The organism is Streptomyces sp. NPDC004111, assembly GCF_042874215.1.
Taxonomy (GTDB): domain Bacteria; phylum Actinomycetota; class Actinomycetes; order Streptomycetales; family Streptomycetaceae; genus Streptomyces.
Genome location: NZ_JBIAMU010000030.1, coordinates 78,277 through 94,402, shown reverse-complemented (window position 1 = coordinate 94,402; position 16,126 = coordinate 78,277). Strand labels below are relative to the sequence as shown.

Here is a 16,126-nt window from a genome sequence, read left to right as displayed (position 1 = left end):
GAAGCACGCCGACGCCACCCGGGTCGCCCGATGTACAGGCCGAGTTCCGCTGGGCACACCGACGGTTCGCCCCGCAGCCTGAGGCGCTTCTTCCGGAACTTCCGGGCGGGTTTCGTGTGAAGACAGTGCATGGATGATCATCAGTCCATGAACACGGATCTTTGGGTGGTACTGGCGGACTCCGAGCGGGGCCACTGGGAGTACCTTCCGCGTCAGAGCATCGGGCCGCTGCGCTTCGGCATGGAGAGGCAAGAGGCCATCACTGCTATGGGAGAACATGGTCTCACTGCCGCGCAGGAAGACCTTGGGCTCTGGTGTGACGGCAAGCGCGCACAGTGGCGTGTCGAGTTCCGCCGGACTACGTCGCACTACCTCGACCGGGCGGTCGCGAAGTGCTACTTCGTGGAGGGCGTGGGCCTGTCGTGCGTGCTGGTCGATGGCCTCTGCGGTCCGCAGGTCACTCACGAGGGGATACGGCTCGTGGGCAGGGTGCCCTCCGAACTTGACCAGGAGATGGAGGCATACGCGCTCGAAACGGCGAGGGAATCAGGATCAACGGCGAGGGAGACGTCTACTGCGACAGCTTTGTGATGGAGCGCGGCACTCAACGCTCTGGTGACAGCGTGGTGACCTGGGCACTGTTCTACGACCTCAGGGGGATCGCTGGCACGTCCTGGGACATTGCCCCGACAGAGGTATGGAACCACCCTAGATCCTGGTGACCTTGGCTTGCGTCCGGAACTTCTCCAGCCCGCAGGCACCAGGAACCTGAGTAGTCGTACTCTGGCGGGCTGTTACTCGCCTGCCCGAACATGATGAACATGGAGTTCCTTGCGGACCTTGCCCTGGCCGTGCTGCTGTCAGGGTTGGAAACGGTGGCGTTGGTGGGCTTCTGGTTCGCTGAAGGCCTCAAGCAGTGGGGAGCCCAGGGGCAGGCGGTGCCTGACCCGACGGGCCGGTACTTGCTCGTGCTGAGCACGGGGTCGGGATGTTCGGCAGCCACCGCCTACGGCTTGACCCGGACTGATCTACCTATTGCCAGCACCGCCCAGGCGGTCGTGGCCGCTCTGCTCGCGTTGTTGTTGCTCCTGGTCGCGGGTACTGCATGCGGAAAGCGACTCAGAAGAGACCGACAACGACGCCGCCTTCGCCGGGAACGGCTGCGCTGGCACGAGTCCCAGCGCGAAGTCAGTGCGCGTGGGTCAGTATCGGTCCGCCCGCGCGGGTGGCGGCCGTGATCTCGTCCTGCGAAGCTGCCCGCGGGCCCAGACGTGTGCACTGGCGATTCTGCGAGTGGTGCAGTCAAAGGCTGAAGACGCGGCACTTCCACCCGGTCGACGGCCGGCTGATCGCTGTCATCGGCCCGGTCCGGCGGCCCCCCACGGTGGTCACGGTGGTCGCCGAACTCACCGACGGCTCCCGGCTGACCGCCTGGACACCATGGCTGCCCGCCAGGTGGGCACGGCCTCACCGGCGGCGTGACAGGCCCCGGCGAGATACGGGACGGGCAACCCCATGCACACGGTGGCCGACGGGCCTGTGGTGGAGCTGCAGGTCGACGGACGCCATAGCAGCGTGCGGTTCGTCCGGCTGCGCTCCGGCGACTGAACCCCCGCCTCGAAGGGCAAGCACCCGATTCCGGCCGGTCACAAGTGTGGCGCCGTCGTGCTGGCGCAGCTGCTGACCCGTCGCACCGAACCTCGAGTGACTCTCACCGCATCTTGACGGATCACGCTTTGTCTCGTCAAAGGTCGAGTGCCAAGTTCAGGGCCTTGGTCTGGTCGATTCGGAGTGCTGATGTGGCTGCTCCTGATCATGCTGGGCGGTCGGCGTACCAATCGACGCGCGTCTGCGCTGTGACCGGCAATGCTTCGAGTACGTCGTCACGGAGAATTCGCTCGGCGGTCGTCACCGAGCAGCCGATGTAGGTGGACAGCAGGTCGTAGTCGGTGGTGACCACCCAGCTGTGGTCGTCCGGCCACCAGAATTCCGGGCCGTCGTCGCCCACCTGCGGGTCTACCGGCCAGGCCCCGCTCATCGATGTGGAGGTGAAGGGCGGAGGAGGGAGGTCGTGCGGGAGTGACGGGCCTGTGTGCCGTTGCCTATGGGTACTCCCGTGCATGGAAGCTGGATAATATAGCTTCTAGGGTTCTTTGCGTGGTGTTTTATGCGCGGGTGAAGGTCCTGTGTCCCGCAGGTTTGCTGTCGTTGTTCGGCGTGCCTGCCGGTGCGGGAGGTAGTCGCTGTCTTGGCGGCAGGCAGGACTCGCTGCCCTGGCGTATGGCCGCTGTAAGCGGAGAGACGACGTCATCACGGTCGGTCAGGCCGCGGGCCCTCTGGTTCGAGTGGCAGGTCAGTGCGCGTGCCGCTGGGCAGTGGGGGCGGGTGGTGGGTGTGTGGCGGTCGCGGAACGGATGCGTCCCCTCGAGGTTCTGTTTGTCCCGGAGCTTGCCTGCACGTCACGGTGAACGGCAGAGAGAGTTGCTGGGTTTCGGGTTAGGCGTGTGTCAGGAAGTCGACGGCGCGTGCGTCGAGATCTATGGCGGAGCGTAGGCCGCGGCTGCGGTACGGGGCGAGGTCCTTGCGCATGGCGGTGACGGCTGTGCGGGTGCGGACGGAGCCCACGCCGTCCATGTGGTCCATCGCCCGGCCCCACACGGAGCAGGCCTGTTCGATGTGCCCGCGCTGGTAGTGCATCTGTGCTCCGGCGACGAGGTCGAGGGCGACAATCCGCGCGTAGGTGCCGGCCGGGCGGGCGGCTGCGGCGCGGGCGTACCGCTGGGCGGCTGCCCGCTGCTCGCCCAGCGTCTCGTACACTTTCGCGGTCCGGGAGTAGACGGAGGCGGCGGGCGGCCCCCAGGTGAGTGCCCAGAACGGCACGGTGTCGCCGGGCTCGCCGGCCAGGAGTACGTGGGCGCGTTCTGCTTCCGCAAGGGCGGCTCTGCGCTGTCCCGTCTTGGCGAGGGTGTGGGCGAGGACGACACGGAACAGTGCCTCGCTCTGAGCGTCGACCTTGCCCTTGGCGGTGTTGAGCCCGGTTTCGGCGAGGGCGAGGCAGTGCTCGGGGCGGTGGAGCTTGAGCCCCTGCATCGCCATGGTGCGCATGACGAACCCGTCGTGGCCGGTGGCCCCGGACTCCACGGCCAGGGCGTAGGACTGGAGGTAGTAGCGCTGGGCGAGGCTTATCTAGAGTTGTCAAGAGTCTGCGCAGGTCAAGGCTCATGCTGCATGTCAGGAACGTGAGGCACGTGTTGCTGAGCAGGTCATGCGCGTGGTCCGCGCCGCCTGATCGAGGGGTCTTGAACAGCGTGGGAAACCCTCGTTCAAGGCCCCATCGTGGTCGGCGCGTTGGTGGATCGCTCGATCTGCTGAACGATGTGATTCATCGCGCCACCGCTGTAGCCCTCGGCAAGCTCCCAAAAGAACGAATGAGTCGGCTCGAGCAGGGCGCACAACGTCCAGGCGTCGGTGCCGGAAGCCGGCTTGCACTGCTGATCTGCGTACTCGTGACGGTCTGAGAGGCCGTTGACCCTGCGCGAGTAGAACCTCAGCGTGACAGCGCGAAGATCGTCAACGCGCGCGCTATGGAGAAGTCCATGCACGTAAGCAGGATCCGTGATGCGGGCGACAGACCCTGGATCCGCTTGCTGAGCCATCACCACATCGACCAAGGGCAGCAGCATGCTGCCTGCCTTGGCCTGCGTCTCGAAGATGCGGCTCGTCTCCTCCCGGCTCATCGGCCGACCGAACGCATTCGAAAGGATCTTCCCCGCATCCCGCAACGCCGCGGCCGATGACCGACGTCGCGGATCTAGCTCAGCCGAAGGGAACAGCAGTTCTAGTTCGCTCAGGATTGCTTTGCTGCCCTCATCATCCTCCCCGAGACGAGAGGCGAGGGAGAGCATGAACTGACGCATCGCCCCTACGGCCTTGAGCGCGTACTCATCCAGATGTTCGCTGGTGTTCTTCTCTCCTTGCGTGGGCAGCTTCGGCACCTTGAAGCCGCGCTTCTCCACGCGGTCCAGCGCTTGCTCGAGTTGGCCTCGAAGAACGTCGGTGGCCTTCGGCTCCGGACTCAGTGCGAGCAGATACCAGCGGACCCCCGGGCACAAATGGCCAGTCTTCGAACGGGCCATCGCAGCGAAGAACATGGCCTGCTCGGCTTCTTCGTCGGTCACCCCGTCTCGCCCGGGCAGCGGGATCAGATGATCCAGCCGATCGCGGCGGAGACGCTCCTCCGAGTAGCCGCTCGCACCTGCGCCATGCCGCTCAAGCGCTGCGTGAACCGCGGGTAGCAACCTGAGCAGAGCCTGGGGAGGCTTCTTCGTTCCCATGCGCTCACCCTAGGGACAGCGGACAGCGTCCACCGCGGGATGCAGATTCTTAGACGATCCCCACTCCCTCCCCGCCTGACGCCAAGGTGGTCAGTGCCACCGGATCACCTGCGATGGGAGGGAGGGAAGGAGTGGAGATCGTCATTGCCGCGGCCATCACCGCAACCGCGACCATCTTCGCCGCTTTCATCACCACGAGGAAGAAGTAGTGCACCAGGGCCCGCATCTTTGAGGACGCGGGCCCTGGTTGCTTCACTCCCCTCGTGCGGGTCAGGTGTTCTCCGAGCGGATCATCTGTCGCAGGCTTGTGCGGGCGGCCCCGAGGTCTTCCTCTGTCTCGGCGAGTTTTGCTTCGAGCTCAGCGTTTTCCCGTTCCAGGGCGTCTCGCTCGTCGATCAGCCGTTGGTTCTGCTGGGTCAGCTCGTTGATCCGGGCGGTCAGGTCGCTGGCGGCCACTTGGTCGAGCTGCTGGCCGAGTTGACGTTGCAGGGCGCCTTTGAGCTTGTCGCGCTCGATCCGTAGCGATGAGATCTCCTGGCGGGCCAGTTCCAGGTCGGTCTTCAGTCCGTCCGCGCTGGCCACCGTGCCAGCTGCGCGACCACGCTGGACTCGAGCGGCCTGCTTATCTCGTGCCGTCTGGATGTGCTCGCGTACTCCATCGGCATAGACGAGCCAGTTCGACACTCCTGCGGTCTTCGCGACCGCCGCGAACGTCACCGGCTGGTCGCTGCTGACCAGCGCGTCGACGGTCTCGAGTACCTTGGCGCGCTTGCGGCGGCTGTCGCGCCGACGGGAGTCGGCGAGGACTTCGGCGGGGGTGCGCTTGCCACTCATGCGCCGCGCTCCTGACGCTGGATGACGGTCACCGGCAGGGTGGTGCGGCCGTTCGCGGCCCGGGTCTTGCGGAGGATCTTGCTCGCTTCCTCGATCTCAGCCCGCTCGGCGGGGTCCAGCTTGTCCATCTGCTGTTTCATTCGCTCGGCCACGTCCTTGAACGAGGCCACCTGCTCGGCCATGTTGCGCACGACCCATTCCTCGGCGTCCATGGCTTCGGCGGTTTCCCGGTCGGCCTTCAGCGATCGGATGTGGTCCTCGATGGCGGGCAGGTAGGAGGGGTCGGGACGGTAGAAGCCGCAGCCAGCGCACTGGAAGCGGATCGGGCAGGCGTGTCCGCCCGCTTTGACGTTGCTAGGCTCGACGCAGCCGCCGAACGGGACCGCGACGGAACGTCGCTCGTAGGACACGTTGGAGGCCATCGGGGCCGGGCGTCCGGAGCGGTCGACGACATGCAGTCGCATCGTCTTCACGGCCTCCCGCTTCCGCTTCAAGGACACCTTGTAGTAGCCCATGGTGGTGGAGGCATCCCGGTGATCCATAAGCTCTTTGAGCACGTCAAGTGGGGTGCCGGCGTCCGCATGTCGCTGAGCGTATGAATGCCGGAAGGCATAGGGATAGATCAACGAGCGGTCGAAGGGCAGCGGGGTGCCGTCCTTGTCCAGGACTTCCGAGTCCAGATGCTCAATCGCGTCGGCCCACTGCCGGATGACTCTGGAGATCGTCAGTGTGGGGATGTACTTCTCGGCGCTTCGATCGGTCGGGGCCGGGAAGAGGTAGCGGCCGCCGTGCTCGCTCCGCGGCATCCGCTTGCGCACCTCGAGCCAGTCCTGGACCGTCCTCACGGTGTCGGAGTCGATCGGGAGCCGGCGTCGCAGCCGTTTGCCCTTGTGGTTGTCCCAGATGAGGTTGTAGTCGCCGTCGATGTACTCCAGGCAGTCCACCTTCAGCGATGCGATCTCGCGAGGCCGGCGTCCCGTGTCCCGCAGCAGCAGGTAGATCGTGCGGAACAGCTTCTTGATGTCTGCGGACCCCAGGGCACCATAGGTCGCCTCGACTGCCAACGGGTCTATTTTCTGGTCGAGTTGGTGGATCACGGACTCGGGTATCGCCTTGCCGATGTCGTCCTCGTTCGGGTCTTCCTCGACGATCCTGTGTGAGCGGTGGCGGGTGAATCCGCCGGGAACTTCATCCATCAGTCCGGCCTGGCGACCGAATTCGAGGACCTGCCAGAAGCCGGTCAGCAGGCTGCTGCGGTACTTGTTGGTGTATTCGGTGCCGTCAGCCCTGTTCAGGGTGCTGAAGTAGTCCGCGATCGCGGTCATGTCGGCGAACTTCAAGGACGAGGAGTCCGTGCCCTCGCCGGGGCGTACTGAAAGTGCCCGCGAGGCGTGAGTGCAGGCTGTGAGCCGGACCGACAACCGGTGCGCGGTGGGGTGGGTGCTGCGGGCCCAGTCCATGGTCACCTCTCGTAGCCATGGCTGCCGGATCTGGGTGAAGTCGATGGTGCCCGAGCGTCGGCGTCCGTGCTTACTGATCGTTTCAGAATGAGGTTCGGAGTCGTCTCAAGCAGATGATGATGCAGGCGAGTTGGAGCAGACCGAGGTGGAGGTCGGCGCGTATCTCGTAGCGGATGCGCAGGCGCTTGAATTGGTGGAGCCAGGCGAAGGTCCTCTCGACCACCCAGCGGGTCTTGCCCAGGCCCGATCCGTGGGCGACGCCGCGTCGGGCAAAGAGCGGCTTGATCCCACGCTTCCACACCAGGCGGCGGTACTTGTCGAAGTCGTAGCCCCGGTCTGCGAACAGCCTGCGTGGCCGTGTGCGCGGGCGACCGCGCAGGCCACGGATGCGCGGGATCGCCGGGATCGCATCGAGGAGCGGCAGGAGCTGGGTGACGTCGTGGCGGTTTCCGCTGGTCAGGGTGACGGCGAGCGGGGTTCCGTGCCGGTCGGTAGTCAGGTGGTGCTTGCTGCCCGGCCTGCCCCGGTCGACCGGCGAAGGTCCGGTGTGAGCCCCCCTTTGAGCGCCCTGATGTGCGAGCCGTCGATCGCCGCATCGTCCATCTCCAGCAGGCCCGTCGCCCGTAGCTCGGCCAGCAGCACCTCGTGCAGGTGAGGCCACACACCCGCCTCGGTCCAGTCCCTCAACCTCCGCCAGGCCGTCACCCCACTGCACCCAGTCCGCTGCGCCGGCACGTCCCGCCAGCTCACGCCCTTGGACAACACGTACACAATGCCGCGAAGCGCAGCACGGTCATCCGCCGGCAACCGGCCCGGATAGCGATGCCGCCGCGCAGGGCGCGGCGGCAACAACGGCGCTACCCGCTCCCACAAGTCATCAGGCACAAGATCATCCGGCACAGACAGAACTCTGCCGTCCGGGCACCTCAACTGCCAAGCCCCAGAACCAAACTCATTCTGAAACGATCAGTTAGTCGCGGCGGCGATGCCGAGCGCCGCAACGTCCCAAACAGGACGCTGCGTGGGGTCGATCCCGTTGAACTCGTCGAAGGCGACGCGGAGGTAGTGCAGGGTCTGACCGCAGAAGTAGAGGCCGTTGGTCTGGCCCTCGATGGCCTGCATCACGTCCGCCTCGGTCGTGCCCAGGATCAGGCTCGCAAAGCCGGTCAGTCGCGTGGCGAGCGACCGCATGACCCGCGGAACCACTCTTCCCGCGATGGCGTCACGCTGTTGCAGGCCGAGCAGCATCTCCAACCGCACCACCGGCCTGAGCCCAGCCAGGGAGAACTGCGCTCCCGTCAGATACGGGACCGCGGTGAGGGCCCAAGTCTCCGCCGGCACCGGCTGCGGGGACTGAGACATGGCCTTCTTCCACCGCTCGTAGTGGGTGCCGCAGAGGCCCGAGCTCACGACACCATCCAGCGGGCAGCCGCCGACGATGCAGGACGGTGCGGGGTCCAGGCCCGGCACCCCGGCAGCCCACTCCACGAGCTGTTCGTCGGTGTTCGCCAGACCGTCGCGGCGAAACACCCGGTGCCATCGCGCATGATGGGAGCGACAGAGCCCTCGGCTGGCAGCCGAGCGGCGGCACCGGTCTCCCTTGATGCCAGCGATGCACTGGCTCGGCCGGGTGTAGACGAGGTAACGCTGCGGGTCGCGGCGGTAACTGGCCTCGAACTCTGCCTCGTTCAGGCCGCTGTCCCGCAGGGCCTCTCTGCAGAACTGGCACCTGCTGTGCGGGGACGGAAGCACCGATAGGCACTCGGGAGTGCGGCACCGGTAGGCGGCAGTGCGCGGGTTGTCCAGGTCGCCGGTGAACAGCCAGGACGTGCCGTCCCACTCATCCTCACGCCAGGATGGGTCGATCTTCCCGGCGAGGAAGGTTCGCCACTGCTCGAGCCGACCGTCGTCGGCAGGCCGTGCGGGGATGGGGGTGACGGAGGCGAGGCTGCTGTTCACGCCTGCACCCCCTGGCGGCGGTTGGCCGCGAGACGATCGACAGCGGCGCGCTTGTCGGCCTCAGTGGCGTGGACGTACGGGTCCATGGAGGACGGCGAGACATGACCAAGGAGGTTCTGCACGACATCGCGCGGGGTGTCGCTGCGGATCCACCGGGTCGCCGCGGTGTGACGCAGCATGTGCGGGCGGGCCGTGAACCCTGCCTTGGCCGCCAGGCGGTCGAACAGATCCTTGGCATTGGGGTAGCTCATCGGCTTGCCGAGCGGGGCCCGGAAGAGGTTGACAAACACCATGTCGCAGTCGGCGGCCTCGGGTATGGGCTCGCGCTCGTAGGCGTACTCGGCGTAGAGCGACACCAGGTTCTCGTCCACCGGGATCCACCGCGGCATGCGGGACTTGGCCAGGGCGCCGTTGGCGTTCTGGCGGCGCCGGACGTGGATATGTGGGCCGAGCACCTGGCAGCCCAGCGACGCCGACGTGGACAGCAGATGCATGTCCTGCCGGTGCAGGCCCAGCGCCTCGCCGATCCGGATTCCGGTCGCGCCCAGCAGGCAGACCAGGAAGCGGTCGCGGGCCCGGGTCGTGACGTTGACCAGCTGCTCGAACTGCTCGTCGTTCAGCCACTCGTAGCCCGGCACCGCGACGTTGAACTTGATGGTCTTCGCGTTGATGACGCGGTACTGGCCGTCTTCACCCGCGCTGTACCCCGGAGGCAGGAACGACAGGTACTTCTCCTCCGAGAGCATCGCGGCCGTCTCCGGTCGCACCCAGCCGTTCGGGACGCCGAACCGCAGGAACTCGCCGACCGTGGTCAGGATCTGGTTCGCCGTCGTCCTCGAGCGATGACGCGGCTCCGTTCGCCTCCGGCTTCCCCGCAGCGGCAGCGGTTCCTCCACCAGCCAGTGCAGGAACCGGGACAGCGCGACGAAGCCCGGCGCGGCCCAGTCCAGGCCGTTGGCCGCGCAGTACGTCAGGTACAACGCGACCCGTCCCGCGTACACGCGCTCCGTGTTGATCGAGCAGTCCCGTGACCGCAACGAGGCCAAGTACGCACTCGACTCCGAGTGCAGCTCGTACTCGTCGGATGCGATGACCCAGCGGACGGAACCATCCGCCGAGACGGCCTTCTCGGCCTTGAAAGTACGCGCAGAGGCGTACGTAACAGACGTGCCAAACACCTAGCAGATACCTCTCAGGAACAGAGCAATGAGCACATGATTCTCACGTGCCTCAGGAGTCCTAAGAGCTATAGATAACGAGGCCCTGCTGGCCGGCGTCGTACGCTTTCCAGCCCAGCAGGTGCACTCCGCGGCTGGCCGCCGACAGCATCTGACGGCGGATCTCCTCGGTGCGAAAGCGCCCCCGGCACAGGGGGGCTACCTCGTCGTGGAGATAGGTGACCAGGGCGCTGCGCCCGTGGCGGCCGCCGTGGCGTTCGTCCATCTCGGAGAAGACGCGGACCATGTCGCGCACCGCTTCGACCTCGGCCATTCCGGCCGTGCCGCCGGTGCGTGCCGCTCTGGTGCGGTCGGCGATCTCGTGGACCTGGGTGAGGGGCAGGGCCGCGGCGGCAACGGAGTAGGCAGAGGTGGCGAGGAAGCGGCGCCGGTTCAATTCGAGCCTCCACAGCGGCAGCAGGGAATCCAGCGGGCTGTCCCCAAGAGGGAAGGTCCCATGGTGTCATTCCCACTTCAGTGGGGTCGTACGAAGGAGCTCACTGGCTTGCGCCGGTGCGACCACTTTTCTTCTGCCGCTGCCGCTGCCGCCCTGCCGGTCCTTGCGGAGGGGCTCCACGTGGCTGGTGCAGCCCGAGATGCGGCATCGCGCAAGCCTTCGGGGGGCGTCCAGTGCGGCTCGTCAGGCCGCGCTGGACGACACTGCGGGGCCCTGCCGAAGAGTTGCAGTCCAGGGGGCGGCCTGCGTCGGCAGGACCTGTGCCGGAGGGTGTCCGGAGGATGGGCGCGCACCTCACAGACCTCGCCGGAGGAGTGTCGGGCCGTGCGCTGCGCTCCGCCGGCCCGCGTAGTTCTCCTGGCGGGGAAGGAGTGAAGTGACCGCTAGGGGGTCCATCCGTGTTCGGTCAGTCCTCCTTCGTCGTGCAGGTAGCCGTGCAGGCCTGCGGCGGGGTATTCGATGATGTCGTCGGGGAGTTCGTGGACGGAGTACCAGGCCAGGGCCAGACATTTGTCCGGTTCGCGGTTCTCGGGTTCTCCCTGCCACTGGGTGGCTTCGAAGAAGAGGCCGATGCGTTCGATGTCTTCGTTCTGCCGGTGGTGCACGGTGTGGACGAGGCGGAGGTGGTGGGGGTCGACGACGACGCCGGTTTCTTCGTGCAGTTCGCGGGCGGCTCCGTGGCGGCAGGGTTCGCCCTGGTCGAGTTTCCCGCTGGGGGCATGCCATCGGCCGTAGCCGTAGGGGCCGCCCCGCTGGGAGAGCAGGAGTTTGTCTCCGTTGCGCAGGAAGACGTGGGTGTCGATCACGGGCTTGGCGGTGTGGGGCATTGGTTCACCGGTCGGTTGCGGGGGGTTGGTGTGGCAGATGACGCTACCGGGGTGTGGGGGATTGCGTCGGCTATTCGGGCGGCGGCCTCCGTTGGGGTGATGCGGGTGGTGTCGATAGCGAGGGTGGCTACGCCCAGCGAGACCAGGGTGTTCGTGGCGGCCGTGTAGAGAGCTGCTTCGCGTGCGGGCCCGTGGGGGTCGTGGTGGAAGCGGTGGCGGCGCCCGCGCGTTGCCAGGCGGCCGGTGATGGTGGCGGGTGCGGCGGTGAGGATCACGGCGAGGTCGGGCATCAGGATCGCGGAGTTGACGGCGAGCAGGAATGGTTCGGGCACGCCGTCGAGCTGCTGCAGGACGAGGGTGGAGGCCAGGTAGCGGTCGCAGATCACTGTGTGTCCGGTGGCGAGTGCCGGGTGGACGTCGTGTTCCAGGTGTTCGTAACGGTTGGCCGCGACGAGGCAGGCCAGGGCGTGGCCGTGGATGTGGTCGGCGTGGGCCCGGGTGAAGGTGCCGAGCGGGCTCGTGGAGGGCTCGGCGGTGGCGTGCACGGCGCGCCCGCGCTGACAGAGCACGGCTTCCAGAGTGGAGAGCACGGTGGATTTCCCTACGCCGCTCGGGCCGTCGACCGTGACGAAGACCCCGGGGCGGGGCGTCATGCCGCGCTGCTTTCGCGGTTGCGGTGGTGCTGTTCGCGCGTGAGCATGGCGAGGGCGCTGCGTACCTCGGGCAGGGGAGTGCCGCCGAACTGGATGCCGACACTGAAGTTGAACTCGTCGCGGGCGCGCATGGCTTCCTCGGCCCCGTTCGAGGTCAGGTCCACGTCGGCGTAGGCGAGCAGGGCGTCGGGATCGTGGCCGGCGTCGATAAGGTTCTTCCAGACGGGGGTGCCCGGGTAGGGGCGGAACTCGAACGCGGAGGCCCGGAAGTTGCCCGGCAGGCGGTCGGCGAGAGCCCACAGGTGATGGATATGGCGCAGGGTGGCGTCCAGGTCCTCGCGGCCCTCGGCGGGGTGCCCGAGGATGAAGTACCCCTTGACGTGTATGCCGCGTGCCAGGAGCCGTTCGGTCACCTCCTCCGTCATCCGGGCGGTGATGCGCTTGTCCATGTGGGCCAGGACGGTGTCGCTGCCCGATTCGATCCCGAGCGCGACTTCGCGCAGCCCGTTCGCGGCGAGGGTGTCGAGCAGGGCGTCGTCGGCCTTGTCGAAGATGTTGATGCGGCCCGTCGCATCCCACACGTACCTTTCTCCGACCCGGTGGTGTGCGAACGCGGCCATCTGCGGCCGGATGATGACGTCGGCTCCGAGGAACAGGTCATCCACGATACGGAACGCGGTCGCCCCGTATGCGGCGTGCAGCTCGTCGAGCTCGGCGACGATGTTCTCGGGAGTGCGGGTCCTGATCTTGATGTCGGGGTTCGCGGACAGCGCTGCACCGCAGAAGTCGCAGTTGTAGTAGCACCCCCTGCTGCACACCAGGTTGCACTCGATCCTGCCGTCGTCGGCGCGGTAGGGGTCCTGCGGCAGGAAGGCGCGGTCGAGACGCAGTTCGTCGATGGGCGGTGCGGTCCACCGGTGCAGATCCTCGCCGGGGCGTGGCATGCCGACCGCGGTGGTCTTCAGCAGCGGGTCGCGCCACATGACGCCGGGCAGGACGGTGCGGCGGGTGTGGTCGGCGAGCAGGGCGGCCACTCTGCTCTCCCCCTCGCCGATGACCAGCGCGTGCAGGCGTGCCAGGCGGGGGTCTGTGAGGATGCGGCCGGGCATCGCCCGGGCGTGGTGGCCGCCGACCATGAGACGGATCTGCGGATCGAGCACGGCGGCGATCTGCGCCGACAGCTCGTAGGTGGGGGCCAGCAGATTCATGGCCGCCCACCGCGGCCGGGCCTCGTTGACTAGGCGGGCCGTCTCCTGGACGCCCAGCCCATGGGTCTCGGCGTCCAGGACGCCGACGTTGAACCCGCCGATGTCCCTGGCGTAGGTCGCGATGTAGCCGAGGCCGAGCACCGGCAGGGTGTAGTCGTTCGTCCGCGGGCGCAGCCGGTAGTCCCGTAACGGCGCGTTCACGAACAGGCAGTCCAGTGGGCGCCTGGGGTCGGCGCCGGCGATCAGTTCAGGGTTGGTGCGGTGCTCCTTCGTGCGGTGTGCTGCGGACATGGTTCCCCCAGGTGAGAGTGAACAGGGTCAAGGTGTGCAGGGCGACCCGGTCCGGCGCACAGCGCCGCCACAGGGTCTCGAACTCGCCATCGGATGTCGGGAAGGGCATGGTGGGCGCGGCCCTGGCCGCCCAGGTCCGCACGGCGAGATCGCCGTGCGGGTAGACGGCGTGGTCGCCGGTGAAGTCGGCTGCTGCGGCCGCCGCCGTCCACGGACCGATACGGCGCACCCCGAGCAGTTCCTTCATCAGGCTGTCGGCGTCGAGCAACTGCCAGGCCGGCCCGTGCTCCAGGTACGCCTTGGCGGCGTACCGCAGCGCGTCGCGGTGGAAGGCCGCGCCCACCTCCGAGAACGCCGCGTCGCCCAGCCCGAGCACGGCCTCGGGCTGCGGCACCACTGACAGGGGGCCTCCCGTGGTGGCAATGCTGCGCCCGTGGGCAGTGCAGAACGCCCGGTAGACCTTCTTCGCCTGTCCGGCCCGTACCACCTGGCGCAGCACCGCTGTTGCCAGTGCGTCCCACAGCGAGGGGTTGGTGAGGCGCTCCACGGTTTCCAGCTTCGCCAGTTCCCCCACGAGGGGCTGCAACTGGGGGTGGTCGGGGAGGTCGTGGGCCGATGCTCTGGCCACCTGTGGTGCTGGTGTGTGAACGGTGCGGGAGCAGGAGGGTTGGATGTGCAGGGTGCCGTCGGCCCAGCGGGCGGACCAGAAGGCTTCCGCCGACTCGACGACGCGCAGCGCACCTCCGTCCTCAAGCCGGTGCCATGCCGGGTGCTCGGTGATGAGTGTGGTGCTCATGGGTTCAGTCCAAGGCAGAAGGGGCGGGCGGATTATGCGGCCGGTATGTTGCCGGTCCGCACATCCTGCTAGCAGAAGGCAGTTGAGGGGAGCAGTGCCCCGAATTGTTGCGGCGGATCTCCGTTCGGACCGTCCCTTCTTCTCGATGAGATGACCGGGATGGCAGCAGTGTGGTGGGTCCTGGGTGGGCAACGCAGCGCGGACTTTGCCGGTCACCCAGTACAGGGCGGGGAGCGGCCAGTGCGAGGATCGGGAGAATGCCCGGACGGAGTCGGTGGGCAGTCTGAGCTGCGCTTCTGAATACGAGGGCCGCTGTCGCGGGGGAGAGCCCACGGCAGCGATGCGGTTTGGCGCCGGGCGTGACCCCATAACGCCGGACGGATGTCAGCTCCCGTGGTCCGGGGGCGGGTTGTAGTGGAGGACGGCGTACTGGATGCGGCGCAGCTGGCAGCCGAGGTCGGTACAGAAGCCGCCGTCGACGCCCAGGCCGCTGCGCTTGTGCTCGATAAGGAACCGGCTGGTGGTGACCGCACGCGCGAGCCGCGCACGACGGGGCGGGGGCACTCGACTGAGGTCGAGCTGCGGCAGCAGCGTGTTGGCCGCTGTGACCAGATCGTCAGTGAGTTCGGCGGTCTCCCGGGCCGTCGGTTCACCGATCTGGCGCGTGGCCCGGTTGATGATGACCGCGATCCAGTCGGCGTCCGCCGCGATGCCGTTCACCGCAGCCCCCGGGCGAGGTGGAGAGCTGTGCGTTGCTGTTGGCGGCGGATGGCGGGGGTCAGGCGGTGCTGGGTCTCCAAGGTGCGGGCGAGGGCGCGTACGCACCGGGCCAGGGCCTGGACGTACGCCAGGGCTTCCAGCGGTTCGTTCGCTCCGGTGGCGTAGATCGGGGATGCGTCTCCGGCCAGCTCCCGGCCGCGAGCGAGGACGGCCTGGTGGTCCGGCCAGTCGGCGGGGCTGTACAGGGTGTTGTCGAGGTGGTGGGCGAGGTTCCAGTACCAGGTGTGGAGGTCGCTGGCGGCTTCGCGGATGCGCCGGTGTTCGGGCGGCATCCGCCACTGGAGGATTTCGGTGCACCCTGCGCGCACCCCGGCGGGGTCGTCGGCGGGCTCGTGCTGGGAGGTCGGGGCCGTATGGCCAGGGCCGGTCTCCGGCGGGGTGGTCACGTGCGTGCCTCCAGAATCGGTATGTAGTACGGAGCCACAGGTGGGCGCTGGACCGGGCGCGCGTGCGCGCGCTCGGTGTCCGCCTGGTGGCAGTGGACGCGGTCGGCAGCATCGACCGGTGCGACCTCGTCCAGAGCGTCGATCTCGGTCAGGCGGTCGACCAGGGCCACCACCACGCCGGCCGCCTGCCGCAGGCACATCCGCAGCCCCTCGGGCGGCTTGGGCCACGCCGATACGACGAGCTGTTGTGCCCGGCCCACCAGCGCCTGCACGGCGGCGTCGCCACTGCCCCGGCCGCCCGTGGCAAGGGCGACGATCCGGCGCAGGTCTGCGGACAACTGGCCTGCCAGGGGGCGGAGTTCGGTCAGGGCCAGGGCCTGTTCGCTGAGGATGTCCCCGGCCGCGTCCAGGATCTCCTCCAGCACCGGCATCTGCCGGAGTTCACGGAGCAGTCGCGACAGCGTCTCGGGATCGGTCTGGAACTTCTCCGACCACAACGGGTGGTGCCCCGCCGGGGGAGCGGGCAGAGCGTTCATGCCGCGTCCTGCGCGAGGAGCGCGTCCTGTGCGGTGCGGACGGCGATCAGAATGCCCAGGTGCTGGATGAGGGTGCGGGCGTGCACCAGGCGTGCGTCGTCGCTGACGGCCTCGTGGTAGGCGTCGATCAGCCGGTCGTGGCGGTCGGTGACGGCAGCGAACCGGGCCTTGAGCCCGTCCGGGATCTCCCCGGTTTTGATTTCCTGCCGGTAGTGGTCGAACGCGGCACGCAGGGTGTCGACCACGCCGTTCAGCCAGGCGGGGGACAGGCATTCCGGATGGGCACGTAACTGTTCGTCGAGCGCGGTAAGGCCGGCGGCACTGGTGGTCTCAGGAGTTGTCACGTCAGCTCCACATCGATCAAAGTCGTCTCCTTCTGCCGGGCGGG

20 protein-coding genes are annotated in these 16,126 nt (G+C 67.6%); 2 read left to right on the top strand and 18 right to left on the bottom strand.

Annotated features, from left to right (window positions below):
* The first annotated feature begins 147 nt into the window (after window positions 1–147).
* Both ACFYVL_RS40520 and ACFYVL_RS40515 read left to right on the top strand, forming a co-directional pair.
* On the top strand, window positions 148–591 hold the full coding sequence (locus ACFYVL_RS40520) for a hypothetical protein (RefSeq protein WP_389254352.1): 444 nt from the start codon (window positions 148–150) through the stop codon (window positions 589–591).
* Window positions 592–812: 221 nt separating this feature from the next.
* A complete protein-coding gene (locus tag ACFYVL_RS40515; protein WP_389254350.1) occupies window positions 813–1,238 on the top strand; it encodes a DUF6234 family protein in 426 nt (141 codons plus the stop codon).
* A 575-nt stretch (window positions 1,239–1,813) separates the two neighbouring features.
* Here the strand turns inward: ACFYVL_RS40515 and ACFYVL_RS40510 are convergent.
* The 18 genes from ACFYVL_RS40510 to ACFYVL_RS40425 all read right to left on the bottom strand — a co-directional run bounded on the left by ACFYVL_RS40510 (window position 1,814) and on the right by ACFYVL_RS40425 (window position 16,082).
* A complete protein-coding gene (locus ACFYVL_RS40510) occupies window positions 1,814–2,038 on the bottom strand; it encodes a hypothetical protein (protein ID WP_389254348.1) in 225 nt (74 codons plus the stop codon).
* Between the two features lie 458 nt (window positions 2,039–2,496).
* A complete protein-coding gene (locus ACFYVL_RS40505; protein ID WP_389254346.1) occupies window positions 2,497–3,141 on the bottom strand; it encodes a hypothetical protein in 645 nt (214 codons plus the stop codon).
* Between the two features lie 182 nt (window positions 3,142–3,323).
* Entirely contained in the window at window positions 3,324–4,334 is a 1,011-nt protein-coding gene (locus ACFYVL_RS40500) for a hypothetical protein (RefSeq protein WP_389254344.1), read from the bottom strand.
* 49 nt (window positions 4,335–4,383) lie between these two features.
* Window positions 4,384–4,548, bottom strand: coding sequence for a hypothetical protein (locus ACFYVL_RS40495; RefSeq protein WP_389254342.1), 165 nt, complete (start codon window positions 4,546–4,548; stop codon window positions 4,384–4,386).
* 56 nt (window positions 4,549–4,604) lie between these two features.
* On the bottom strand, window positions 4,605–5,168 hold the full coding sequence (locus ACFYVL_RS40490; RefSeq protein ID WP_389254340.1) for a DUF6262 family protein: 564 nt from the start codon (window positions 5,166–5,168) through the stop codon (window positions 4,605–4,607).
* On the bottom strand, window positions 5,165–6,508 hold the full coding sequence (locus ACFYVL_RS40485; RefSeq protein ID WP_389254338.1) for a tyrosine-type recombinase/integrase: 1,344 nt from the start codon (window positions 6,506–6,508) through the stop codon (window positions 5,165–5,167). Before ACFYVL_RS40485 ends, ACFYVL_RS40490 begins: the two co-directional genes overlap by 4 nt.
* 202 nt (window positions 6,509–6,710) lie before the next feature.
* Window positions 6,711–7,528 (bottom strand): IS5 family transposase gene (locus ACFYVL_RS40480; protein ID WP_389254336.1). Its coding sequence is split into 2 segments (ribosomal slippage): window positions 6,711–7,189 and window positions 7,189–7,528, totalling 819 coding nucleotides; the frame shifts between segments, so codons are not numbered across the junction.
* A 66-nt stretch (window positions 7,529–7,594) separates the two neighbouring features.
* Complete coding sequence (locus tag ACFYVL_RS40475) at window positions 7,595–8,587, bottom strand: hypothetical protein (RefSeq protein WP_389254334.1); 993 nt, start codon at window positions 8,585–8,587, stop codon at window positions 7,595–7,597.
* On the bottom strand, window positions 8,584–9,765 hold the full coding sequence (locus ACFYVL_RS40470; protein WP_389254332.1) for a tyrosine-type recombinase/integrase: 1,182 nt from the start codon (window positions 9,763–9,765) through the stop codon (window positions 8,584–8,586). The genes ACFYVL_RS40475 and ACFYVL_RS40470 overlap by 4 nt, the downstream gene beginning before the upstream one ends.
* Before the next feature lie 61 nt (window positions 9,766–9,826).
* Window positions 9,827–10,201: a hypothetical protein gene (locus ACFYVL_RS40465; RefSeq protein ID WP_389254329.1), complete on the bottom strand. Its 375-nt coding sequence runs from the start codon at window positions 10,199–10,201 to the stop codon at window positions 9,827–9,829.
* 443 nt (window positions 10,202–10,644) lie between these two features.
* Window positions 10,645–11,088 carry an NUDIX domain-containing protein gene (locus tag ACFYVL_RS40460; RefSeq protein ID WP_389254327.1) on the bottom strand — a complete coding sequence of 148 codons (444 nt, stop codon included), beginning with the start codon at window positions 11,086–11,088 and terminating at the stop codon, window positions 10,645–10,647.
* Window positions 11,064–11,741, bottom strand: coding sequence for a dTMP kinase (tmk, locus tag ACFYVL_RS40455; RefSeq protein ID WP_389254324.1), 678 nt, complete (start codon window positions 11,739–11,741; stop codon window positions 11,064–11,066). Before tmk ends, ACFYVL_RS40460 begins: the two co-directional genes overlap by 25 nt.
* Window positions 11,738–13,240, bottom strand: coding sequence for a B12-binding domain-containing radical SAM protein (locus tag ACFYVL_RS40450; RefSeq protein ID WP_389254322.1), 1,503 nt, complete (start codon window positions 13,238–13,240; stop codon window positions 11,738–11,740). Before ACFYVL_RS40450 ends, tmk begins: the two co-directional genes overlap by 4 nt.
* A complete protein-coding gene (locus ACFYVL_RS40445; RefSeq protein WP_389254320.1) occupies window positions 13,197–14,036 on the bottom strand; it encodes a hypothetical protein in 840 nt (279 codons plus the stop codon). Before ACFYVL_RS40445 ends, ACFYVL_RS40450 begins: the two co-directional genes overlap by 44 nt.
* Window positions 14,037–14,420: 384 nt before the next feature.
* Window positions 14,421–14,756, bottom strand: a complete 336-nt coding sequence (locus ACFYVL_RS40440) for a hypothetical protein (protein WP_389254318.1) — start codon at window positions 14,754–14,756, stop codon at window positions 14,421–14,423.
* Window positions 14,753–15,202 (bottom strand): hypothetical protein, encoded by a 450-nt coding sequence (locus tag ACFYVL_RS40435; protein ID WP_389254316.1) that lies wholly within the window; start codon window positions 15,200–15,202, stop codon window positions 14,753–14,755. Before ACFYVL_RS40435 ends, ACFYVL_RS40440 begins: the two co-directional genes overlap by 4 nt.
* Window positions 15,199–15,738, bottom strand: coding sequence for a hypothetical protein (locus tag ACFYVL_RS40430; protein WP_389254314.1), 540 nt, complete (start codon window positions 15,736–15,738; stop codon window positions 15,199–15,201). The genes ACFYVL_RS40435 and ACFYVL_RS40430 overlap by 4 nt, the downstream gene beginning before the upstream one ends.
* Entirely contained in the window at window positions 15,735–16,082 is a 348-nt protein-coding gene (locus ACFYVL_RS40425) for a hypothetical protein (RefSeq protein WP_389254312.1), read from the bottom strand. The genes ACFYVL_RS40430 and ACFYVL_RS40425 overlap by 4 nt, the downstream gene beginning before the upstream one ends.
* Window positions 16,083–16,126: the final 44 nt, after the last annotated feature.